The sequence below is a fragment of the Comamonas kerstersii genome (assembly GCF_002056725.1).
Lineage (GTDB): Bacteria > Pseudomonadota > Gammaproteobacteria > Burkholderiales > Burkholderiaceae_C > Comamonas > Comamonas kerstersii.
The window spans coordinates 1,675,962-1,696,276 of record NZ_CP020121.1 but is presented as its reverse complement, the minus strand read 5'-3'; the positions used below and the strand labels follow the sequence as shown (position 1 = coordinate 1,696,276).

Sequence of the window (20,315 nt, the reverse complement as noted above, 5' to 3'; positions counted from 1 at the left end):
CAGCCACTTTCAAATAGAAAACATTCGGAAAGCCGCTTGGAGCCTGCGCAAGCCGCTCTCAATACTTTCAAAGTCGCACGGGAATGCCGCGCTCGCGCATGCGCTCCTTGGCCTGCGCAATGGTGTATTCGCCGTAGTGGAAGATGCTGGCAGCCAGCACCGCGTCCGCACCGCCCTGCTGCACACCATCGGCCAGATGGTCCAGATTGCCCACGCCGCCGGAGGCGATCACAGGCACGCCCACGGCATCGCTCACGGCACGCGTGAGCTGCAGGTCAAAGCCGCTCTTGGTGCCGTCCTTGTCCATGCTGGTCAGCAGAATTTCACCGGCGCCGCGCTGCGCCATTTCTTCGGCCCAGCGGATCACATCCAGCCCTACGTTCTTGCGGCCTCCGTGGCTGTACACATCCCAGCCCGGGCCCATGGGCGTGCCGCCGGGCCCAATGCGCTGCTCGTCCTCCGGCGTGCGGCACTTGGCGTCGATGGCCACCACAATGCATTGCGAGCCGTATTTGTCGCTGCAGGCATTGATGGTCGAGGGATTGGCAATGGCAGCCGAGTTAAAGCTGGTCTTGTCCGCCCCAGCATTGAGCAGGCGGCGCACATCTTCCACGGTGCGCACGCCACCACCCACGGTCAGCGGAATGAACACCTGCGAGGCCACGGCTTCAATGATGGGCAGGATCAGATCGCGCCCATCGCTGGTGGCGGTGATGTCCAGAAAGGTCAGCTCGTCCGCACCCTGTGCGTTGTAGCGCGCGGCGATTTCGACCGGGTCGCCTGCATCGCGCAGCTCCAGAAAATTGACGCCTTTGACGACGCGACCACCGGTAACGTCCAGACAGGGAATGATGCGTTTGGCGAGCATGAAAAAGCGTTTTCTATCGGTTGAACATCAGGTGCAGAACGCAGGCATTCAGCCCACGACCTGCAGGATTTGTGCAGCCTGCCAGTGCTGGCCGGGGTGCAGTGCCACCGGCTGGTTGATCGCTGCCGCTTCCACGCACAGCATGCGCATCCAGTCTGTGGGCTGCATATCGCCAAGGCTGATGCACAGGGCGGGGCCGGGGTTCCAGACCACGGTTTCCGGCCATGCAGCGTCCTGACTGATGCACAGCCTGCCAGCGGCATCGCACAGCTCCAGCGGCTGGCTGCTGCGGGCATAGACGCGGTCCACCTCTTCGCCCAGCGCCACAGCACCTTGCTGGACCGCAGGTGCAAAGCCTTTTGCAGCATCCCAGAAGGCTGCACCTTCCAGGCCATGCAGCGCAGCCATATCCGCGCCCTGCACGACCAGATAGGTGTGCAGCGCGCCGGTAAAGGCAAAGGCGGTATCGCCCGTGTTGGTGGCCGACAGCGTGATCTGCAGCTGATCCGCAGATAAGGTCACGGCCAACTCGGCGCGCAAGGCATGCGGAAAATCTGTGTGCAGGGGCGCGGCTGCATCCCACTGCCAGCGGGCGGTGATGGCTTCGCCCTGCACCTCGGCACTCTGATACTGCCAGGTGGTGCGGCGCGCCAGACCATGCTTGGGCAGGGGGCCACGCGCATTGAACTGGGGAAAGCACACGGGCACGCCGCCGCGGATGGCAGCGCTGCCATCCACCACGGCACGCTCGGAGCAGAACATGCGCTCATGTCCACGGCTGCGCCATGACAGCACCTGGGCACCAAAGTCCGACACCCGCACGCTGTCGCCATTGGGCAAGGTGATGCGCGTGCAGGCAAGGCCGCGCCAGACTTCACGCGCGGCTTGGGGCTGGGTCATGCCTCTTCGTCTTCGTAGCCGGAGAGCTTGTCGGCCAGCTTCTGGCCTTCGGCAAAGTCCAGATCACCGGTGTAGATGGCGCGACCGCAGATCACGCCTTCAATGCCTTCGTCCTGCACGGCGCACAGGGCTTCGATGTCCTTGATGCTGGCCAGACCGCCGGAGGCAATCACGGGAATGCGCACGGACTGCGCGAGCTTGACGGTGGCGTCGATGTTGATGCCCGAGAGCATGCCGTCACGGCCAATGTCGGTGTAGATGATGGAGTCCACACCCCAGTCTTCAAAGCGCTTGGCGGTGGGAATCACGTCCTGACCGGTCAGCTTGCTCCAGCCGTCAATGGCGACTTTGCCGTCCTTGGCGTCCAGGCCCACGATGATGTGCCCAGCAAAGGCAGTACAGGCATCTTGCAGGAAGCCGGGGTTCTTCACGGCAGCTGTGCCGATGATGATGTACTCCATGCCAATGTCGATGTAGCGCTCAATCGTGTCCAGATCACGGATACCACCGCCGAGCTGGACGGGGATTTCCCCATTCACTTCCTTCAGGATGGCTTTGATGGCCGCCAGATTCTTGGGCTGGCCCGCAAAAGCACCGTTCAGGTCCACCAGGTGCAGGCGGCGAGCACCGGCATCCAGCCAGCGGCGTGCCATCTCGGCAGGATCGCCGAATGTGGTGGATTGGTCCATGTCACCTTGTTTGAGGCGGACGCATTGGCCGTCTTTGAGGTCGATGGCGGGAATCAGCAGCATGATGTGCGAGGGACTTTGCCTGAGAATGGGCCGAAGGGTGGTGCGGCCACGGTTGAAGAAAAAGCGAAACCTTAAGGATTCCAGTGTAAGAAATTGCGGTAGAGCGCAAGCCCATGATCCGCACTTTTCTCGGGGTGGAACTGCGTAGCAAAAATCTTATCGCGTGCTACCGCAGATGCAAACCTTCCGCCATAGTCCGTTTCCGCCGCGCAATGCACGGGGTCTGCAGGCTGGGCATAGAAGCTGTGCACAAAGTAGAAGTACGCGCCGTCCGGAATACCTTCCCACATGGGGTGGCGCACGCCATTGGGCGATGTAGGGAAGACCTGGTTCCAGCCCATCTGCGGCACCTTGTAGCGGCTGCCATCGGGCTGGGTGCGGCCTGCCAGCTCAAAGCGCTTGACGCGGCCAGGAATCAGGCCCAGCGAAGCGGTATCGCCCTCTTCGCTGTGGTCCAGCAGCATCTGCATGCCCACGCACACGCCAAACAGCGGTTTGATGGCAGCGGCTTCAAGCACGGCTTCTTTGAGGCCCGAGGCCTGCAGCGCGGCCATGCAGTCGCGCATGGCGCCCTGGCCGGGCAGCACGATACGGCTGGCAGCACGGACTTGCGCCGGGTCTTGCGTGACGATGACCCTCACATCCGTGCCCTGGGCTGCCGTCATCACCGCCTGGGAGACGGAGCGCAGATTGCCCATCTCATAGTCCACCACGGCCACGGTATTGTTCACAGAACTCATAGCACCTTGCGCTTGTATTTACTGGGTTTCAAAGCCCTGGCGCATGCAAAGCGTGTGCCTGCAAGCGCCAGCTGCTTCACTTTTTACAGACTGCCCTTGGTGGAGGGCACGACACCCGCCATGCGCTCATCACGCTCCAGCGCAAAGCGCAGGGCACGGGCAAAGGCCTTGAAGATGGTCTCGCACTGGTGGTGGGCATTAAAGCCCTTGAGGTTGTCGATGTGCAGGGTCACGCCTGCGTGGTTCACAAAGCCCTGGAAGAACTCGAACACCAGCTGGGTGTCCAGCTGACCAATGCTGCCAGCAGTGAACTTGCAGTCCATATGCAGGCCGGGGCGGCCAGAGAAGTCAATGACCACGCGGGAAAGCGCTTCATCCAGCGGCACATAGGCATGGCCGTAGCGGCGGATGCCCTTTTTGTCGCCCACGGCCTTGGCAAAGGCCTGGCCGAGGGTAATACCAATGTCTTCCACGGTGTGGTGGCCATCAATGTGCAGATCGCCTGCGCATTCCACTTCCAGGTCAATCAGGCCGTGACGGGCGATCTGGTCCAGCATGTGGTCCAGAAAGCCAATGCCGGAATTCAGACGTGCCTTGCCGGTGCCGTCCAGATTGACGCGCACCTGCACCCGCGTTTCAGCGGTGTTGCGCTGGACTTCCGCCACACGTGCAGTGGTGTCTGCTGCGGCGGCGGTGGAGGGGATCAATGCATTGCTCATAAAGACTCCTTCATAGCTGCCAACATCTGGGCATTTTCTTCGGCTGTGCCTACGGTCAGGCGCAGGCAATTGGCCAGCAACGGGTGCATGGCCGAAACGTTTTTCACCAGCACGCCGCGCGCCTTCATCTCGGCCTGTGCCTTGCCTGCATCACGCACGCGCACCAGCACCATATTGGCTTCGGAGGGCCAGACCTTGTCTACGCCATCGAGTGCCTGCAGGGCATCGATCAGGGGCTGGCGTTCCGCACGGATCGCGGCGGCCTGGTCGGCGTACAGCTCGGCATGCTCCAGCGCAAAAATGGCGGTCTCGCAGTTGAGCACGCTGATGTTGTAAGGGGGGCGCACCTTGTCGAGTTCGTTGACGATGGCTTCAGGCCCAATCAGGTAACCCAAGCGCGCACCGGCCAAGCCGAACTTGGAGAGCGTGCGCATCAGCAGCACGTGGCCATTGCGCTCGGGGTGAGCCTTCATCTGCTGGATCCAGCTGCGGCTGGCAAAGGGCTGGTAAGCCTCATCCATGACCACCAGACCACCGACTTCGCCCACGGCGTCAATCACGGCCTGCACCTTGTCTTCATCCCACAGCGTGGCGGTGGGGTTGTTGGGGTAGGCGATATAGGTCACCGCAGGCTGGTGCTCGGCAATCGCGGCCAGCATGGCGGGCACGTCCAGGTCAAAGTCTTCGGTCAGCTGCACAGCCACAAAGTCCAGGCCCTGCAGCTGTGCCGACAGCGGATACATCACAAAGCCCGGCATGGGCGCGATCATCTTCGCGCGGCCGTTTGCTGTGGGCTGCGCGGTGGCCAGCGCCAGCAGCGTGATGATTTCGTCCGAGCCATTGCCCAGCAGCACGGCGCTGCCTTCGGGTGCCCCGGCGTAGTCGCTGAGCATCTGCTTGAGCACCTCGAGGCGCTCGCCGGGATAGCGGTTGATTTCCAGCGCCCCCAGACGCTCGCCCAGTGCCTTTTGCAGCGCCAGCGGCAGGCGGAAGGGGTTCTCCATGGTGTCCATCTTCAGCAGGCCTTGCGAGGGCTGCACGTGGTAGGCGGACATGGCGCGCACATCGGCGCGAATGCGCTCCAGTGCTTTGGCTTGGGTGGGAGAGACTGACATGGAATTCACACTTTCAAAAGCTTCACTCGGGCAGATGCGGGGGCACTCGTTGTGGGCTCAGGCACCTTCAGATTCGGTTTGCGGCGCCATCTGCAGCGGGTGCACCATGGTCACTCCGCCATACTGGGCGCCATGCGGCAGATGCAGGGTCAGCATATGTTCACAGCCGCTGTGCTGGGCGCAGGCTACAGCCAGGCAATCCGCAAATGGCAGGGCATGGCGCGCCTGCACGGCCCACGCGGTTTCCAGCGTGGCGGCATCGGTTTTCCAGGGGTTCCAGGTCTGGTAGCGGCGGATGGCGGCTCGCGCATCGCCCTGCGACATGGGCTGGGCATCCGTCGTGACCTGGTCGTAGAACTCCACCAGCGACTGGTTGGCCGTGCGCCCGGTGCGGGTGCGCCACAGCACATCGAGCCAGGCCAGCACTGATGCATACAGCGCGCCATTGCCCGTATCTTCGGCAGCAATCAGGACCGAGGTATCTACAAACACGGGGTTCATGCGGCCGCTTCCTGTTCAGAGGTTTTCTGGCCTTTAGAGCGCTTGCCAGCTGCGCTACGCGCTACGGTTTTTGTGGCCTGGGAAGCGGCTTGCCAAGTGCGCTCATCGGTGCGCCAGGCCAGGTAGGCACGCTCGTAGGCGTCCTCGCGGCGCTGCATCTCGGCCATGAAGTCACCCAGCATGCGCGAGACGCTGGTGCCGCGCCGTGCTGCCTCGATACGTGCCCATTCCAGCACGCTGTCTTCCACGGTAATGGTGACGTTTTTCATGCCAGCCAGTCTACACGAATTTCGTGTGACACTAAATTCGTGTCATCTTCGTGTGCGATGGCCTGCATAGCCACACGCACAAAAAAGCCGCTGACTCTTGCGAGTACAGCGGCTTGATATGCATTGAAACGCGTTTACTTCAGACGCATTTCCGCAGCGCGGGCGTGGCCCTGCAGACCTTCGCCATAGGCGAGTTCTGCGGCAATCTTGCCCAACACCTGGGCACCGGCTTCGCTCACTTCAATGATGGAGCTGCGCTTCTGGAAGTCATACACCCCCAGCGGCGAGGAAAAACGCGCTGTGCCACTGGTGGGCAGCACGTGGTTGGGGCCTGCACAGTAGTCACCCAGCGATTCGCTGGTGTAGGCACCCAAAAAGATGGCACCGGCGTGCTTGAGCAGCGGCTCCCACTTGTGCGGATCATTGCTGGAGACTTCCAGGTGCTCGGGCGCGATGCGGTTGGAGATGGCGCAAGCCTCTTCCATGCTGCGCGTCAGAATCAAGGCGCCGCGGCCGTTCAGGCTCTTGGCGATGATGTCCTTGCGGGGCATTTCGGGCAGCAGGCGGTCAATCTCGCGCTGCACAGCGTCCAGATAGGCGGCATCAGGGCTGAGCAAAATGGATTGCGCCAGCTCGTCGTGCTCAGCCTGGCTGAACAAGTCCATGGCCACCCACTCAGGCGGTGTCGTGCCATCGGCCAGCACCAGAATTTCCGAAGGGCCAGCAATCATGTCGATGCCCACCAGGCCAAACACGCGCTTCTTGGCGCTGGCCACATAGGCATTGCCGGGGCCGGTGATCTTGTCCACCTTGGGCACGGTCGCCGTACCGTAAGCCAGCGCCGCCACCGCCTGCGCACCACCAATGGTGAAGGCGCGGTGCACGCCAGCCACATAGGCGGCAGCCAGCACCAGCGGGTTTTTCTCGCCGCGCGGCGTAGGCACGACCATGATGATCTCAGGCACGCCAGCGACTTGCGCGGGGATGGCGTTCATCAGCACGCTCGAAGGGTACGCCGCCTTGCCACCGGGCACATAGATGCCCACGCGGTCCAGCGGCGTCACCTTCTGGCCCAGCAGGGTGCCGTCTTCGTCACGGTAGCTCCAGCTCTCGCCATTGGCCTTTTTCTGGGCTTCGTGATAGCTGCGCACGCGCTTGGCAGCGGCTTCCAGTGCCTGCTTTTGCGCGTCACCCAGGCTGTCAAAAGCTGCCTTGAGCTCGGTCTGCGTCAGCTCCAGCGCCTGGACGCTGTCCACCTGCAGGCCGTCAAAGCGCGCGGTGTACTCCAGCACGGCAGCATCGCCGCGCTGCTGCACGTCGGCCAGGATGTCAGCCACGCGCTGCTCGATCGCAGCGTCCGTATCGGCCGACCAATGCAGGCGTTGCGCAAAATCATGTTCGAAATTGGCATCCGCGGTGGACAGACGGAGGGGTTTAGCTGCGATTTCCATAGTACTTACTGCTTCAACAGTGGGAGAAAAAACTTATTTGTTCTTGGCTTGCACGGCCTGCGTAAACACATCAATGATGTGGCGCAGCTGCTTTTGCTTGAGCTTGAGCGAGGCCTGGTTGACCACCAGACGCGAGCTGATGTCCATGATGGGCTCCACCTCGACCAGATCGTTGGCCTTGAGCGTATTGCCGGTGGACACCAGGTCCACGATGGCATCGGCCATGCCGGTCAGCGGTGCCAGCTCCATGGAGCCATACAGCTTGATCATGTCCACGTGCACGCCCTTCTTGGCGAAGAACTCGCGCGCAATCGTGGGGTACTTGGTGGCGACCTTCAGGCGTGCACCCTGCTTGACGGCATGCGCATAGTCAAAGCCATTGCGCACGGCCACGCTGACGCGGCACTTGGCAATCTGCAGGTCCAGCGGCTGGTACAGGCCCTGGCCGCCGTGTTCGATCAGCGAATCGAGACCCGACACGCCCAGGTCGGCACCGCCGTACTGCACGTACACCGGCACGTCGGAGGCGCGCACCAGCACCACGCGCACGTCAGGCTGGTTGGTGTCAAAAATCAGCTTGCGGGATTTTTCAACGTCTTCGGTGACTTCAATGCCTGCAGCGGCCAGCAGCGGCACGGTTTCTTCAAAGATACGGCCCTTGGACAGGGCAATGGTGATGCTCATTGCGAGATTCTTTCAATATCTGCGCCCAAGCCACGCAGCTTGGCTTCCATGCGATCGTAGCCGCGATCCAGGTGGTAAATGCGGTCCACCATGGTCTCTCCCTTGGCCACGAGGCCTGCAATCACCAAACTCGCAGACGCACGCAAGTCGGTCGCCATCACCGTCGCACCCGACAGGGGCTTGCCACCTTCCACCGTCGCCACGCGGCCATCGGTGCTGATCTGCGCACCCAGGCGCAGCATCTCATTGACGTGCATGAAGCGGTTTTCAAAGATGGTCTCGGTGACCACGCTGGTGCCTTCCGCCACCAAGTTCAGCGCCATGAACTGCGCCTGCATGTCGGTGGGGAAACCGGGGTATTCCGTGGTGCGAAAGCTCTGGGCCTTGAGCTTGCCTTCGCTGCGGATGCGGATGCCGCCGTCTTCGGCCGTCACCTGCGCACCAGCATCGACCAGCTTGTCGATCACGGCACCCAGATGGTCGGCACGGCCATGGCGCAGGAAGGCCTCGCCACCCGTAGCCGCCACGGCGCACAGGAAGGTACCGGCTTCAATGCGGTCAGCCACCACGGCATGCTCGCAGCCGTGCAGCGCTTCGACGCCCTGAATCACGATGCGGCTGGTGCCGTGGCCTTCAATCCTGGCGCCCATCTTGATCAGCATTTCGGCCAGATCAGTGATCTCGGGCTCCATGGCGGCGTTTTCCAGCACAGTTTCGCCTTCGGCCAGGGCCGCTGCCATCAGAAAGTTTTCCGTGCCCGTCACCGTCACCATGTCGGTGGTGATACGCGCACCCTTCAGGCGCGTCCAGCCTTCGGGCAGGCTGGCGTTCATGTAGCCGTTCTCGACCGTGATGATGGCTCCCATGGCCTGCAGACCCTTGATGTGCTGGTCCACCGGGCGCGAACCGATCGCGCAGCCGCCGGGCAGCGACACCTTGGCGCGGCCAAAGCGCGCCAGCAGGGGACCGAGCGCCAGCACCGAAGCGCGCATGGTCTTGACCAGCTCGTAAGGGGCTTCGGGATTGTTCAGCGCACCGGCATCGAGTTTGACGGTGCCATTGTCATCACGCTCGGCGCTCACACCCATGTTACGAATGAGCTTGAGCATGGTAGCCACGTCCTGCAGACGAGGCACGTTGTGCAGGGTCACGGGCTCGGCCGACAGCAGTGCAGCGCACAGCTCAGGCAGGGCCGCATTCTTTGCACCGGAAATCAGCACCTCACCGTGCAGGCTGCGGCCGCCGCGAATCAGAAGTTTGTCCATGGCGTTGGAGCCTTGAATCGAAATATGAATGAAATCAGGCTCAAACCCTTATGGATCAAGCGCTGATAGCTATGATTTTTTAGACCGCTTTGTCCGCCCACTCGGCAGGCGTGAAAGTCTTCATGGACAAGGCATGCACCTCATCGGTCTTGATACGCTCGCCCAGGGTGGCATAGACCAGACGCTGACGCGCCAGCAGGCGCTTGCCTTCGAACTCTGGCGAGACAATCGTGGCAAACCAATGGCGGCCATCCCCTTCCACAGCCAGATGCTCGCAGTGCAAACCTGCGCGAATAATGGATTCGAGTTGATCAGCAGTCATTATGTTCTTGGTGCTGCGACACAGGCGCAGCACATCTTCTCCATCGAGGATGTTTCTTTAATGGCGGATTTTGTAGCCAATGCGCAGCAGATGAATGGCCACGCCACTGACGAGCAGCCATGCCACGCCGACGATAGCCAGGCTCACCCAGGGGGAGACATCGCTCTGGCCAAAAAAGCCGTATCTGAAGCCATCAATCATGTAGAAAAACGGATTCAGGTGGCTGACCTGCTGCCAGAAAGACGGCAAGGACTGGATAGAATAGAACACGCCCGACAGAAACGTCATGGGCATGATCAAAAAGTTCTGAAAGGCCGCCATCTGGTCGAACTTGTCGGCCCACAGACCAGCAATCAGGCCCAGCGTGCCCAGCAGTGCTGCGCCCAGGAAGGCAAACACCACGATCCATGCCGGCGCGGCCGCCACGGGTGGCGTGAAAAACAGGGTGACGATGTACACGCCCAGCCCCACCACCAGACCGCGCACGATGGACGAACCCACATAGGCCGCAAACCAGGCCCAGTGCGACAGCGGCGCGAGCAAAATGAACACCACACTGCCCATGATCTTGCTCTGCACCAGGCTGGATGAGCTGTTGGCAAAGGCGTTCTGCAGCACGCTCATCATCACCAGCCCCGGCACCAGAAAGGCCGTGTAGCTGACGCCATCGAACACCTGCACATGGTCTTCAAGCACATGGCCAAAGATCAGCAGGTAGAGCACGGCCGTCATCACGGGCGCAGCCACGGTCTGGAAGCTCACCTTCCAGAACCGCAGAATTTCCTTGTAGAACAGCGAAGTCCAGCCTTGCATCTGCGGGAACATCATGCAGCCCCCTGCATCACTTGCAAGAACACGTCTTCGAGTTCGGCGCGGCGGATTTCCATGTCTTCCATCACCACATTGGCCTCACGCAGGGCGGCCAGAAAACGTTCGATATCGGCAGGGCCTTGTGCGGGCAATTGCACGACACGGCCCGTCACACGGGCCTGGCCTGCTATCGATTCAGGCAGCACGCTGTCGGTCTTGAACTGCAGCACATTGGACGAAGCCGTCTTGAGCAGGTTGGAGGTGTCATCCAGCGCCACCACATGCCCGTGCTTGAGCATGGCAATGCGGTTGCACAGCGCCTCGGCTTCTTCGAGGTAGTGCGTGGTCAGCAAGACCGTGTGGCCCTGCTTGTTGAGCTTGCTGATGAAGTGCCACAGCGTCTGGCGCAGCTCCACATCCACACCGGCCGTGGGTTCATCGAGCACGATGATGGGCGGCTTGTGCACCAGCGCCTGCGCCACCAGCACGCGGCGCTTCATGCCGCCCGAGAGCTGGCGCATGTTGGCGTGCGCCTTGTCGGCCAGCCCCAGGCTTTCCAGCAGCTCGTCAATCCAGGCGTCATTGTTCCTGACGCCGAAATAGCCGGACTGGATGCGCAGCGTCTCGCGCACGTTGAAGAAGGGGTCAAACACCAGTTCCTGCGGCACCACGCCCAACTGCTTGCGCGCGGCGGCAAAGTCTTTTTGCACGTCCTTGCCCATGACCGTGATACGGCCACTGCTGGCCTTGGTCAGACCGGCAAGCAGGCTGATGAGGGTAGTTTTGCCCGCGCCATTGGGGCCGAGCAGACCGAAGAACTCGCCCTCGGCAATGTCCAGGCTCACATTCTGGAGTGCCTGAAAATCACCTTTGGAGCTGGTGTAAGTCTTGGAGACAGATTGGATGGAGACAGCTGGCATGGGAACCCGACATTCTAAGGCCCCCGGGGTAAGCCAGCATGGGCACGGTTTTGCAGATCAGACAGCGGCTGCAGTGGCAGCTTCAGGGTCCAGCAGGGGCATGACGCCATAGACCTGGGCCAGCGAACGCAGGCTGTCTGTCCAGCCCAGTACGCGCAGGCTTTGCTGCCGCTTTTGGGCTGCACGGCGGCAGGCCAGCAGCAACGCCAGCCCTGCCGAGTCAAAGGACTGCACGCCGGACGCATCCAGCGCCAGCGCCGCACCAGAGGGCTGCGCCTGCATGGTCTGCAGCAACTGGGTGCGGATGGCAGCCACGGTATCCGCGGTCAATACGGCAGGCAGTGCAATCGTGTGACTCATGACAGGCTTTACTTCGCGTTCTTGGCTTCCACAGCCATCGTGCGGTTGGCCAGGGCCTGAATCAGGCCGTCGATACCGCCCTTGTTCAGCTCCTGGGCGAACTGCGTGCGATAGGTTTCCACCATCCACACGCCCAGCACGTTCATGTTGTAGATCTTCCAGCCCTTGCCGTCGCCGTTTTCCACACGGAAGTCCAGCTGCACGGGCTCGCCCTTGCCAATCACCTCGGTGCGTACCAGCACATCGGTGTCGCCGGGTGCTGCACGCAAGGGCTTGACCTCCACACGCTCATCACTGACCTGCTTGAGCGCACCGGCATAGGTGCGGATCAGCATGTTCTTGAACTCCTGCTGCAGGCGTTCGCGCTGCTCATGGGTCGCCTGGCGCCACATGGGGCCCACTGCCGCAGAAGTCATCTTGCGGAAGTTCACATGGGGCATGACCACGGTGTCCACCAGCTGCGAAATGCGGGCGATATTGCCGTTGCGCAGCTCGGGATCGGCCTTGATGGTTTCCAGCACATCGGCCGACAGGCGCTTGACCAGTGCATCCGGTGTTTCCACGGCTGCCTGAGCGCCCACAGGGCCTGCCATCCACATGGCCGATGTGGCCAGCATCCAGGCCGCAAGGGTGCGACGTTGCATCATAGACATTCCTTTCTCGCGCCGGGGCTGCGCCCCGGCATGGCTCAGTCTTCGTAGCTCTCTACACGACCGGCGTTTTCATCATTGACGTTCTTGCCCGCCACATCTCGCTGCTTCAGATAGAAGTCACGCATCAGCGCATAGCGGTCCAGCGAGGCTACGTCCAGCGTATCGGTCGCATTGAGCAAGTTGGCACGGGTATTCACGATGCGCAGACCCAGCAGACTGTTGCGGGTGGACACAGGGTGCACGCTGTCCATGGGGTGGCCCCACCAGTCGGCAGGCAAGGCGACGGTATCACGCACGGTCGAAGGACCGAGCAGAGGCAAGACCAGATAAGGTCCGGGCTTGACGCCCCAGTGCCCCAGAGTCAGACCGAAGTCCTGCTTGTCACGCTTGACCTGCATCTGGCTGGCAATGTCCAGCAGACCACCGAAGCCGAGCACGGTATTGGTGGAGAAACGCACCATGTGGTCATACGCCTGAGCACCATTGCCCTGCAGCGCAAAGTTCACCATGGTCCACAGGTCGCCCAGGTTGCCAAAGAAATTGGTCACGCCGGTGCGCACAGGGCTTGGCACCACGGTCTGGTAGCCGGTTGCCACGGGCTTGAGAATGGCCTTGTCCACATTGTCATTGAACGTGGTCATGGCGCGGTTGTAGCCCTCGAAAGGGTCCTGAGGATGCGTTGCCTGTGTAGAGGCACAGCCAGTCAGTACCAGGCTGCCTACCAGAACTGCACCCACGCCTGCGGTGCGCAGTTGAGGCTTCAGAGAAAAATGAGAAAAACGCATGGTACTCTACCTTTGTAAGCCTGGTTACTTGCCGCCCTCTTCCGCCTTGTTATAGAGGAATTGGCCAATCAGATTTTCCAACACCACGGCAGACTGCGTGGCGGTGATACGGTCGCCATTGACCAGATTGCCATCCTCAGCACCTGCCTCGATGCCGATGTACTGGTCACCGAGCAAGCCGCTGGTCAGAATCTTGAGCGAGCTGTCCTTGGGGAAGGCGTAGCGCTTTTCCAGCGCCATCTGTACGGTGGCCTGGAAGGTCTGATCATCAAAAGTGATGCTTTCTACGCGCCCGACCACCACACCGGCGCTCTTGACCGCCGCCTTGGGCTTGAGGCCGCCGATATTGTCAAAGCGCGCCGTGATCTTGTAGGTGTCCTGAAAACTCAGGCTCAGCAAGTTGGCCGACTGCAGTGCCAGAAATACCAGCGCCACAGCGCCGATCAGCACGAACAGCCCCACCCATACATCGTTTTTGGAGGTTTGCATCTCTCGTCCTTATGAATCCTTCGCGCCTCAGATGCTGAACATCGAAGCGGTGAGCAAAAAGTCCAGCGCCAGCACGGCCAGCGAAGCCACCACCACCGTACGCGTGGTGGCGCGTGACACTCCTTCGGGCGTGGGCTTGGCGGTATAGCCCTGGTACAGGGCCACAAAGGTCACGGCCACACCGAAGACGATGCTCTTGATCACGCCGTTGCCCAGGTCATACCACCAGTCGACCCCGGACTGCATCTGCCCCCAGAAGGCACCGCCGTCCACACCGATCATGACCACGCCGACCAGCCAGCCGCCAATGATGCCCACGGCACTGAAGACCGCTGCCAGCAGCGGCATGGCAATCACTCCCGCCCAGAAGCGGGGCGCCAGAATGCGCTTGACCGGGTCTACGGCCATCATTTCCATGGCGGAGAGCTGTTCTCCCGCCTTCATCAGGCCAATTTCTGCGGTCAGCGCCGTCCCCGCGCGGCCGGCAAACAGCAGTGCCGTGACCACGGGGCCGAGTTCTCGCAGCAAGGACAGTGCCACCAGCAGCCCCAGCGCCTCGGCCGAGCCATAGCGCTGCAGGGTGTAGTAGCCCTGCAGGCCCAGCACAAAGCCCACGAACAGGCCCGACACCGCAATGATGGCCAGCGAATAGTTGCCCAGAAAGTGGATCTGGTCACTCAGCAGGCGCAGGCGTGCCAGCGTGGCAGGCAGCATGCCCAGCAGGCGGGCGAACAGTCGCGTCGCCTGCCCCAGCGCGGCCAGCTGGCAGCGCGTCCAGAAACCAATTGCAGCCAATGCCTTCATGCCTGGCCTCCAAAGTCTTGCTCCAGGCTGGGGGCCGGGTAATGGAAAGGCACAGGCCCGTTGGGTCGTGCGTGAATGAACTGCTGCACCAGCGGATCAGGATTGGCGCGCACTTCCTCGGGCGAGCCCTGTGCGGCGATGCCGCCTGCGCCCAGAATCACCACGTGGTCTGCCACATGGAAGGTTTCTTCCAGGTCGTGCGACACCAGAATACTGGTCAGGCCCAGCGCATCATTGAGCGTGCGAATCAGGCGCGCGGCAGTGCCCAGCGAAATCGGGTCCAGCCCGGCAAAGGGCTCGTCGTACATGATGAGTTCAGGGTCCAGCGCAATCGCGCGAGCCAGCGCCACACGGCGGGCCATGCCGCCCGAGACCTGGCTGGGCATGAGGTCACGCGCCCCGCGCAGACCCACGGCATGCAGCTTCATGAGCACGATGTCGCGGATCATGTCTTCAGGCAGTTTGGTGTGCTCGCGCAGCGGGAAGGCCACGTTGTCGAACACGCTCATGTCCGTAAACAGCGCGCCGAACTGGAACAGCATGCCCATGCGGCGGCGCATGGCATACAGCTGCTTGGCATCCATATGGCCAACGTCTTGCCCATTGACCAGCACCTGGCCCTGCTGCGCCTTGTTCTGCCCACCAATGAGGCGCAGCACCGTGGTCTTGCCACCACCCGATGCGCCCATCAATGCCGTGACCTTGCCGCGTGGCACCTGCAGGGAAATGTCATGCAGGACGATGCGTTCGCCATACCCGAAGGTGACGTTGCGCAACTCCACCAGAGCTTCGGGGGTAGGCATGTGGGGCAGATCTTTCAAAAAACCGGAAAACCGTTATTGTGCAGACAAGCTATCTGCCCAAGCGGCCCAAAAGCCTGACAGCTGGCGCAGCCATAAGGGTAAGGCACCGCACGATGCCATGCAGACGCAACAAAAAGCATAGCTTGTAGCGCTTATTGTGCAAGGCTTTCCCGCAATTTCATGCCATAACCCACAACATGCACTGCAGTTTTTTTACAACATGTTGTGCAGGAAGGCCTTGGTGCGCTCGTGCTGCGGGTTGGCAAAGAAGGCTGCCGATGGACCCTGCTCCACGATGTGGCCGCCATCCATGAAGATCACACGGTTGGCCACTTCGCGGGCAAAGCCCATTTCGTGGGTCACGACCAGCATGGTCATGTGCTCGTCGGCCAGCTCGCGCATGGTGCGCAGCACTTCGCCGGTCAGCTCCGGGTCGAGCGCCGAAGTGGGCTCGTCAAACAGCATGATGTCCGGGTCCATGCACAGCGCGCGCGCAATCGCCACACGCTGCTTCTGGCCGCCCGAGAGGCGATTGGGGTAGGCATCGCGCTTGGCCGACAGGCCCACCTTGGCCAGCAGCGACTCGGCCTTGGGCACGATCTCTTCGCGCTTCATCTTCTTGACCAGCATGGGAGCTTCAATCAGGTTTTCCAGCACCGTCAGGTGCGGGAACAGGTTGAAGGACTGGAACACCATGCCCATCTTGCGGCCGATCTGGCGAATCTGTGCCTCCGGCACATACTGCGCCTTGCCGCTGGCATCGTTTTGCGCCAGCACTTCGCCTTCAATCTGGATGCTGCCGCGGTCAATGGTTTCCAGGTGGTTCAGGCAACGCAAAAAAGTGCTCTTGCCCGAGCCCGAGGGGCCAATGACTGCCACCACCTCACCGCGCAGCAGCTCCAGCGAGACGCCGCGCAGCACTTCGTTGCCGCCAAAGGCCTTGTGGATGTCCTTGGCGGAGATCATCACATCAGGCGTCGTACTTGGCATAGCGTTTCTCGAGATACTGAAAGCCCCAGGTCAGCACCAGGGTCATGACAAGATAGAAGGCTGCGGCCACGATGAAAGGCGTGGTCGTAAAGTCGCGCTGCACAATGCCGCGCGCCATGCGCAGCAGGTCGTTCAGGGCCAGCACGTAGATCAGGGACGTGTCCTTGACCAGGGTAATGGTTTCGTTGGACAGGGGTGGCAGGATGCGGGGCCACACCTGTGGAATCACAATACGGCGCATGGTCTGGGCATAGGACAGACCCAGTACCTTGGCTCCTTCATACTGGCCGCGGTCAATCGACTGAATACCAGCGCGGAAGATTTCCGCAAAGTAGGCGGCATAGTTCAGCGTGAACGCCACGATAGCCGCAGGGAAGTCGTCAAAGCGAATCCCGATGACTGGCACAAAGGGCAGCGCAAAGTAGATGAACAGCATCTGCAGCATCAGCGGCGTGCCGCGCATCAGCCAGATATAGCCACCGACCAGCGCACGCAGCCCGGCAAAGCGGGACAGGCGCACCAGCGCCAGCGCCAGTCCCAGCGGAATGGACAGCACCAGCGTTATGGCGAAGAGTTGAAGGGTCACAATCGCGCCTTGCGACAGTGGCCCTAAAAGAGAGAGAGCGTAATCCATGAAAAAGGCCTTCAGCGCGACCGCTTGAACGGGTGTCGCAGGCGCCTTGCGGCGCACCGTTGCATCAGCTGCGTGCTATGCCAACAAAAAACACCGGCGTAGCCAAGGCGGGCTACGCCGGTGTGTGCTCAAGCGCGAAGCTTACTTGACAATGTTTTCACCAAACCACTTCTTGGAAATTTCAGCAGCAGCGCCGTCTGCTTTCATGTCCTTCAGCACCTGGTTCACCTTGTTCAGCAGTTCTGTGTCTTCCTTGCGGAAGCCCACGCCGTAGTCTTCCGTGCCGAAGTTCTCTTCCAGCACCACATAGGCGCCAGGCTTCTTGGCCACGTGAAAACGGCCCACCACTTCGTCCACCACCACAGCGTCCAGACGACCAGCTTCCAGGTCCATCAGGGCAGTGATGTTGTCACCAAACTGCTTGAAATCCTTGAAGGTGTTGAACACGGCCTCTTCCTTCTTCATCGCATCAACGGCTGAAGAAGACTCTTGCACACCCACCACCTTGCCAGCCAGACCCGCCTTGTCGGCGATGTCAGAGCCAGCCTTGACGATGATGATCTGGCGGTTAGCCATGTAGGGATCGGTAAAGGCGATGTGCTGCTTGCGCGACTCCAGGATGGTCAGGCCATTCCACAGCACGTCGATGCGCTTGCCATTGAGTTCGGCTTCCTTGGCGCTCCAGTCAATGGGCTTGAATTCCACTTCCATGCCCAGGCGCTTGGTCGCTTCCTTGGCCATATCGATGTCAAATCCGACCAGCTCGTTCTTCTCGTCGCGGAAGCCCATGGGGGGGAAATTGTCATCCAGACCGACCACAATCTTGGTCACAGCCACAGGAGCGGGGGCTGCTTCAGGCGCTTGCGCGGTAGCAGCAGGTTCAGACTTGCCGCACGCAGCGAGGATGGCGGTCAGTGCCAACGATGCAAGAAGGGTACGTTTTTTCATGGCTTCAAATTGAGGTGGAAAAACTGGTCAGGCCTGCCAGAGCGCAACACGGGGCATGTGATGCACATCACGACGGGCCGCAGCCCCACATGGGCATGGCACGCTGGGAAACCCTAGGTGCTGTATGCCGCTGTGGCTGAATCCGGTATTGTCGCGCAGACAGACCTCGGTTGCTACTGGTTTGCTGCATAACCACGCATGCAAACACCGTGCCGCCGTCTTTTTATGACTGCATTGCCATGCCCGACACTGTTTTGCCCGAGCCTTTGCTGCACGCCTACCGCAGCACCCACTACCGCATCCAAGGCCAGAACTGGTATTTGCAGATTGGTGAGCCCCAGCCTGCCCTGCGCCCCTACTACCAGCGCCACGCCGTGCAAAGCGCGGTCTATCTGACGGCCTGCAACCCACTGGGCGAGCTGTTGCCTGATGAGCACAATGCGCGCCGCATGGAACAGCTGCGCCAGGCGCTGCAGCGCGCGGGCTGGGCCTATCTGGAAGGCTTTGGCGAAGACCCCCAGGGCGAATGGCCGGGCGAGTCCAGCGTGCTGATTCTGGGCATGGACCTGCACACCGCCCGCGCCTGGGGCCAGCAGTGGCAGCAGAACGCCTTGCTCTATTGCGGTGCGGATACCGTGCCACAGCTGGTGCTGCTGCGCTAAAACCATAGCTTCCAGCGCTTGAAAAGCTTAGATTTCAGACATAAAACCACCTGAAAACCTTGTTTTTCAAGCGCTAGCAGCTATCTTTTTCAATAACCAGCCACGACGACGGACATCGCCAACAAAAAAAGGGCACCCGAAGGTGCCCAAGCAAGTTGGAACCAGAAACGACTGAATCTTTTAACGGGGCAGCGTAGTCTCACCCATCAGGAACTCGTCCACGGCACGCGCGGCCTGGCGGCCTTCACGCTCTGCAGCCGGTGAGGCTGCAGCTTCCATCACAGCCCCTTGTGGGCCACCGTGAAGGCCGACCCAGACTATTAACGGGGCAGTGTAGTCTCACCCATCAGGAACTCGTCCACCGCACGCGCGGCCTGGCGGCCTTCACGGATGGCCCACACAACCAAAGACTGTCCACGGCGCATGTCACCCGCTGCGAACAGCTTGGGCACGCTCGTGGCGTAGCCGCCGACCAGATCGGTCGATGCCTTGGCGTTGCCGCGCTGGTCCTTTTCCACGCCAAAGGCGTCGAGCACTGCCTGCACAGGCGAAACAAAGCCCATGGCCAAGAACACCAGATCGGCCTTGATGATCTGCTCGGAGCCTGGAACTTCGGTCATCTTGCCGTCCTTCCACTCCAGACGCACGGTCTTCACACCGGTCAGCTGGCCCTTTTCACCAATGAATTCCTTGGTGCCGATGGCGAACTCACGCACGCAGCCTTCCTCGTGGCTGGAAGAGGTGCGCAGCTTGAGCGGCCAGTACGGCCACACCAGCGGCTTGTTTTCCTGCTCGGGGGGCATGGGCATCAGCTCCAACTGGGTCACGCTGACCGCACCGTGGCGGTTGGAGGTGCCCACGCAGTCTGAGCCCGTATCACCACCACCAATCACCACCACATGCTTGCCATCGGCGCGGATCTGGCCTTTGTACTTGCCTTCGCGGGTGGCCTTATTCTGCTGGGGCAGGAATTCCATTGCAAAGTGCACGCCCTTGAGGTCACGGCCGGGCACGGGCAGGTCACGCGACTGCTCGGCACCGCCGGTCAGCAGCACGGCGTCAAACTCTTCCATCAGCTGCTCGGGGCTGATGGTTTCCTTGGCCCAGTTGGTGACCTTGCTGTCCTTGCCCAGACCGTCCTTACCCGCCACCAGCACGCCGGTGCGGATCTTCAGACCTTCGGCGACCAGCTGCTCGACACGGCGGTCGATATGGGCCTTGTCCAGCTTGAAGTCAGGAATGCCGTAGCGCAGCAGGCCGCCGACCTGGTCGTTCTTCTCGAACAGCGTCACGTCGTGACCGGCACGCACCAGCTGCTGGGCGGCTGCCAGACCCGCAGGGCCAGCCCCCACCACGGCCACCTTCTTGCCCGTCAGATGGGCAGGCAGCTGAGGCTTGACCCAGCCCTCTTCCCAGGCGCGGTCGATGATGGCGTGCTCGATGGACTTGATGCCGATGGGCGCGCGGTTGATGTTGGCCACGCAGGCAGCCTCGCAGGGTGCGGGGCAGATGCGGCCCGTGAACTCCGGGAAGTTGTTGGTGCTGTGCAGCACCTCAATGGCACTGGCCCAATCCCCGCGGTACACCAGATCGTTGAAGTCCGGGATGATGTTGTTGATCGGGCAGCCGTTGTTGCAGAAAGGCGTGCCGCAGTCCATGCAGCGTGCGCCCTGGATCTTGGCCTGCTCGGGCGTGAGGGCAATGACGAACTCCTTGTAGTTCTTCACGCGCTCTGCCACGGGCAGGTAGCCTTCTTCAATGCGGTCGTATTCCAGAAAACCGGTGGTCTTTCCCATGATGTCTATTCCTTGAAATCTTTGCTTGCTGGAGCAGCGCGGTGGCGAACCTATGGTCTGCACCACCGCATGTGG

The 20,315-nt window shown here is 61.3% G+C and carries 25 protein-coding genes and 1 pseudogene; 1 reads left to right on the top strand and 25 read right to left on the bottom strand.

The features are described from left to right. Nucleotides 1-67: 67 nt before the first annotated feature. The 23 genes from hisF to B5M06_RS07785 form a co-directional block, all read right to left on the bottom strand. Nucleotides 68-868 (bottom strand): imidazole glycerol phosphate synthase subunit HisF, encoded by an 801-nt coding sequence (gene hisF / locus B5M06_RS07895; RefSeq protein ID WP_054067353.1) that lies wholly within the window; start codon nt 866-868, stop codon nt 68-70. Between the two features lie 48 nt (nt 869-916). Continuing rightward, nucleotides 917-1,768: a D-hexose-6-phosphate mutarotase gene (locus B5M06_RS07890; protein WP_054067352.1), complete on the bottom strand. Its 852-nt coding sequence runs from the start codon at nt 1,766-1,768 to the stop codon at nt 917-919. Further along, nucleotides 1,765-2,520, bottom strand: coding sequence for a 1-(5-phosphoribosyl)-5-[(5-phosphoribosylamino)methylideneamino]imidazole-4-carboxamide isomerase (gene hisA / locus B5M06_RS07885; protein WP_054067351.1), 756 nt, complete (start codon nt 2,518-2,520; stop codon nt 1,765-1,767). The genes B5M06_RS07890 and hisA overlap by 4 nt, the downstream gene beginning before the upstream one ends. A 71-nt stretch (nt 2,521-2,591) precedes the next feature. Then, nucleotides 2,592-3,260, bottom strand: coding sequence for an imidazole glycerol phosphate synthase subunit HisH (gene hisH, locus B5M06_RS07880; protein ID WP_054067350.1), 669 nt, complete (start codon nt 3,258-3,260; stop codon nt 2,592-2,594). A gap of 83 nt (nt 3,261-3,343) precedes the next feature. Next, nucleotides 3,344-3,979, bottom strand: coding sequence for an imidazoleglycerol-phosphate dehydratase HisB (gene hisB, locus B5M06_RS07875; RefSeq protein ID WP_054067349.1), 636 nt, complete (start codon nt 3,977-3,979; stop codon nt 3,344-3,346). Beyond that, a complete protein-coding gene (gene hisC, locus B5M06_RS07870) occupies nt 3,976-5,094 on the bottom strand; it encodes a histidinol-phosphate transaminase (RefSeq protein WP_054067348.1) in 1,119 nt (372 codons plus the stop codon). Before hisC ends, hisB begins: the two co-directional genes overlap by 4 nt. Nucleotides 5,095-5,151: 57 nt before the next feature. Further along, entirely contained in the window at nt 5,152-5,595 is a 444-nt protein-coding gene (locus B5M06_RS17425) for a PIN domain-containing protein (protein ID WP_054067347.1), read from the bottom strand. Next, the gene (locus B5M06_RS17420; protein WP_054067346.1) at nt 5,592-5,864 is read right to left on the bottom strand and encodes a hypothetical protein; all 273 of its coding nucleotides are present in this window, start codon (nt 5,862-5,864) and stop codon (nt 5,592-5,594) included. Before B5M06_RS17420 ends, B5M06_RS17425 begins: the two co-directional genes overlap by 4 nt. Before the next feature lie 134 nt (nt 5,865-5,998). After that, a complete protein-coding gene (hisD, locus tag B5M06_RS07855; protein ID WP_054067345.1) occupies nt 5,999-7,315 on the bottom strand; it encodes a histidinol dehydrogenase in 1,317 nt (438 codons plus the stop codon). Nucleotides 7,316-7,348: 33 nt separating this feature from the next. Beyond that, on the bottom strand, nt 7,349-7,999 hold the full coding sequence (gene hisG, locus B5M06_RS07850) for an ATP phosphoribosyltransferase (protein ID WP_054067344.1): 651 nt from the start codon (nt 7,997-7,999) through the stop codon (nt 7,349-7,351). Continuing rightward, a complete protein-coding gene (gene murA / locus B5M06_RS07845) occupies nt 7,996-9,264 on the bottom strand; it encodes a UDP-N-acetylglucosamine 1-carboxyvinyltransferase (RefSeq protein WP_054067343.1) in 1,269 nt (422 codons plus the stop codon). The genes hisG and murA overlap by 4 nt, the downstream gene beginning before the upstream one ends. Nucleotides 9,265-9,343: 79 nt before the next feature. Further along, nucleotides 9,344-9,586, bottom strand: a complete 243-nt coding sequence (locus B5M06_RS07840; protein WP_054067342.1) for a BolA family protein — start codon at nt 9,584-9,586, stop codon at nt 9,344-9,346. A 57-nt stretch (nt 9,587-9,643) separates the two neighbouring features. Next, on the bottom strand, nt 9,644-10,399 hold the full coding sequence (locus tag B5M06_RS07835; RefSeq protein ID WP_054067416.1) for an ABC transporter permease: 756 nt from the start codon (nt 10,397-10,399) through the stop codon (nt 9,644-9,646). A gap of 11 nt (nt 10,400-10,410) precedes the next feature. Continuing rightward, on the bottom strand, nt 10,411-11,316 hold the full coding sequence (locus B5M06_RS07830; protein ID WP_054067341.1) for an ABC transporter ATP-binding protein: 906 nt from the start codon (nt 11,314-11,316) through the stop codon (nt 10,411-10,413). A gap of 57 nt (nt 11,317-11,373) precedes the next feature. Continuing rightward, nucleotides 11,374-11,676: an STAS domain-containing protein gene (locus tag B5M06_RS07825; protein WP_054067340.1), complete on the bottom strand. Its 303-nt coding sequence runs from the start codon at nt 11,674-11,676 to the stop codon at nt 11,374-11,376. A gap of 8 nt (nt 11,677-11,684) precedes the next feature. Next, the gene (locus B5M06_RS07820) at nt 11,685-12,323 is read right to left on the bottom strand and encodes an MlaC/ttg2D family ABC transporter substrate-binding protein (protein ID WP_054067339.1); all 639 of its coding nucleotides are present in this window, start codon (nt 12,321-12,323) and stop codon (nt 11,685-11,687) included. A 41-nt stretch (nt 12,324-12,364) separates the two neighbouring features. After that, on the bottom strand, nt 12,365-13,114 hold the full coding sequence (locus tag B5M06_RS07815) for an MlaA family lipoprotein (protein WP_054067338.1): 750 nt from the start codon (nt 13,112-13,114) through the stop codon (nt 12,365-12,367). Nucleotides 13,115-13,138: 24 nt separating this feature from the next. Then, a complete protein-coding gene (gene mlaD / locus B5M06_RS07810; RefSeq protein WP_054067337.1) occupies nt 13,139-13,603 on the bottom strand; it encodes an outer membrane lipid asymmetry maintenance protein MlaD in 465 nt (154 codons plus the stop codon). Between the two features lie 27 nt (nt 13,604-13,630). Then, nucleotides 13,631-14,407: a lipid asymmetry maintenance ABC transporter permease subunit MlaE gene (gene mlaE / locus B5M06_RS07805; RefSeq protein WP_054067336.1), complete on the bottom strand. Its 777-nt coding sequence runs from the start codon at nt 14,405-14,407 to the stop codon at nt 13,631-13,633. Further along, complete coding sequence (locus tag B5M06_RS07800; RefSeq protein ID WP_054067415.1) at nt 14,404-15,210, bottom strand: ABC transporter ATP-binding protein; 807 nt, start codon at nt 15,208-15,210, stop codon at nt 14,404-14,406. Before B5M06_RS07800 ends, mlaE begins: the two co-directional genes overlap by 4 nt. Before the next feature lie 213 nt (nt 15,211-15,423). Continuing rightward, on the bottom strand, nt 15,424-16,200 hold the full coding sequence (locus tag B5M06_RS07795) for an amino acid ABC transporter ATP-binding protein (protein ID WP_275886666.1): 777 nt from the start codon (nt 16,198-16,200) through the stop codon (nt 15,424-15,426). Further along, on the bottom strand, nt 16,181-16,834 hold the full coding sequence (locus B5M06_RS07790; protein ID WP_054067413.1) for an amino acid ABC transporter permease: 654 nt from the start codon (nt 16,832-16,834) through the stop codon (nt 16,181-16,183). The genes B5M06_RS07795 and B5M06_RS07790 overlap by 20 nt, the downstream gene beginning before the upstream one ends. A 141-nt stretch (nt 16,835-16,975) precedes the next feature. After that, the gene (locus B5M06_RS07785; protein WP_054067335.1) at nt 16,976-17,782 is read right to left on the bottom strand and encodes an amino acid ABC transporter substrate-binding protein; all 807 of its coding nucleotides are present in this window, start codon (nt 17,780-17,782) and stop codon (nt 16,976-16,978) included. A 239-nt stretch (nt 17,783-18,021) separates the two neighbouring features. On the opposite strand from B5M06_RS07785, the gene B5M06_RS07780 reads away from it, so the two are divergent. Next, the gene (locus tag B5M06_RS07780) at nt 18,022-18,444 is read left to right on the top strand and encodes a DUF3293 domain-containing protein (RefSeq protein ID WP_054067334.1); all 423 of its coding nucleotides are present in this window, start codon (nt 18,022-18,024) and stop codon (nt 18,442-18,444) included. A 180-nt stretch (nt 18,445-18,624) separates the two neighbouring features. Here B5M06_RS07780 and B5M06_RS17765 read toward each other — a convergent pair. Beyond that, nucleotides 18,625-18,699, bottom strand: a pseudogene (locus B5M06_RS17765) (glutamate synthase); the annotation flags it as partial. Nucleotides 18,700-18,764: 65 nt separating this feature from the next. Further along, nucleotides 18,765-20,240 carry a glutamate synthase subunit beta gene (locus B5M06_RS07775; RefSeq protein ID WP_054067333.1) on the bottom strand — a complete coding sequence of 492 codons (1,476 nt, stop codon included), beginning with the start codon at nt 20,238-20,240 and terminating at the stop codon, nt 18,765-18,767. Between the last annotated feature and the right edge of the window lie 75 nt (nt 20,241-20,315).

Bases quoted from the DNA above. Each gene is read 5' to 3' on its own strand.
- hisD (WP_054067345.1), bottom strand. From the start codon at position 7,315: ATGGAAATCGCAGCTAAACCCCTCCGTCTGTCCACCGCGGATGCCAAT.
- hisC (WP_054067348.1), bottom strand. From the start codon at position 5,094: ATGTCAGTCTCTCCCACCCAAGCCAAAGCACTGGAGCGCATTCGCGCC.
- B5M06_RS07815 (WP_054067338.1), bottom strand. From the start codon at position 13,114: ATGCGTTTTTCTCATTTTTCTCTGAAGCCTCAACTGCGCACCGCAGGC.
- B5M06_RS07800 (WP_054067415.1), bottom strand. From the start codon at position 15,210: ATGCCTACCCCCGAAGCTCTGGTGGAGTTGCGCAACGTCACCTTCGGG.
- B5M06_RS07840 (WP_054067342.1), bottom strand. From the start codon at position 9,586: ATGACTGCTGATCAACTCGAATCCATTATTCGCGCAGGTTTGCACTGC.
- B5M06_RS07775 (WP_054067333.1), bottom strand. From the start codon at position 20,240: ATGGGAAAGACCACCGGTTTTCTGGAATACGACCGCATTGAAGAAGGC.
- hisF (WP_054067353.1), bottom strand. From the start codon at position 868: ATGCTCGCCAAACGCATCATTCCCTGTCTGGACGTTACCGGTGGTCGC.
- murA (WP_054067343.1), bottom strand. From the start codon at position 9,264: ATGGACAAACTTCTGATTCGCGGCGGCCGCAGCCTGCACGGTGAGGTG.
- B5M06_RS07820 (WP_054067339.1), bottom strand. From the start codon at position 12,323: ATGATGCAACGTCGCACCCTTGCGGCCTGGATGCTGGCCACATCGGCC.
- B5M06_RS07825 (WP_054067340.1), bottom strand. From the start codon at position 11,676: ATGAGTCACACGATTGCACTGCCTGCCGTATTGACCGCGGATACCGTG.
- mlaE (WP_054067336.1), bottom strand. From the start codon at position 14,407: ATGAAGGCATTGGCTGCAATTGGTTTCTGGACGCGCTGCCAGCTGGCC.
- hisG (WP_054067344.1), bottom strand. From the start codon at position 7,999: ATGAGCATCACCATTGCCCTGTCCAAGGGCCGTATCTTTGAAGAAACC.
- B5M06_RS07785 (WP_054067335.1), bottom strand. From the start codon at position 17,782: ATGAAAAAACGTACCCTTCTTGCATCGTTGGCACTGACCGCCATCCTC.
- B5M06_RS07780 (WP_054067334.1), top strand. From the start codon at position 18,022: ATGCCCGACACTGTTTTGCCCGAGCCTTTGCTGCACGCCTACCGCAGC.
- B5M06_RS07790 (WP_054067413.1), bottom strand. From the start codon at position 16,834: ATGGATTACGCTCTCTCTCTTTTAGGGCCACTGTCGCAAGGCGCGATT.
- B5M06_RS07830 (WP_054067341.1), bottom strand. From the start codon at position 11,316: ATGCCAGCTGTCTCCATCCAATCTGTCTCCAAGACTTACACCAGCTCC.
- B5M06_RS17425 (WP_054067347.1), bottom strand. From the start codon at position 5,595: ATGAACCCCGTGTTTGTAGATACCTCGGTCCTGATTGCTGCCGAAGAT.
- B5M06_RS07795 (WP_275886666.1), bottom strand. From the start codon at position 16,200: ATGCCAAGTACGACGCCTGATGTGATGATCTCCGCCAAGGACATCCAC.
- B5M06_RS07890 (WP_054067352.1), bottom strand. From the start codon at position 1,768: ATGACCCAGCCCCAAGCCGCGCGTGAAGTCTGGCGCGGCCTTGCCTGC.
- mlaD (WP_054067337.1), bottom strand. From the start codon at position 13,603: ATGCAAACCTCCAAAAACGATGTATGGGTGGGGCTGTTCGTGCTGATC.
- hisH (WP_054067350.1), bottom strand. From the start codon at position 3,260: ATGAGTTCTGTGAACAATACCGTGGCCGTGGTGGACTATGAGATGGGC.
- B5M06_RS07835 (WP_054067416.1), bottom strand. From the start codon at position 10,399: ATGCAAGGCTGGACTTCGCTGTTCTACAAGGAAATTCTGCGGTTCTGG.
- hisB (WP_054067349.1), bottom strand. From the start codon at position 3,979: ATGAGCAATGCATTGATCCCCTCCACCGCCGCCGCAGCAGACACCACT.
- B5M06_RS17420 (WP_054067346.1), bottom strand. From the start codon at position 5,864: ATGAAAAACGTCACCATTACCGTGGAAGACAGCGTGCTGGAATGGGCA.
- hisA (WP_054067351.1), bottom strand. From the start codon at position 2,520: ATGCTGCTGATTCCCGCCATCGACCTCAAAGACGGCCAATGCGTCCGC.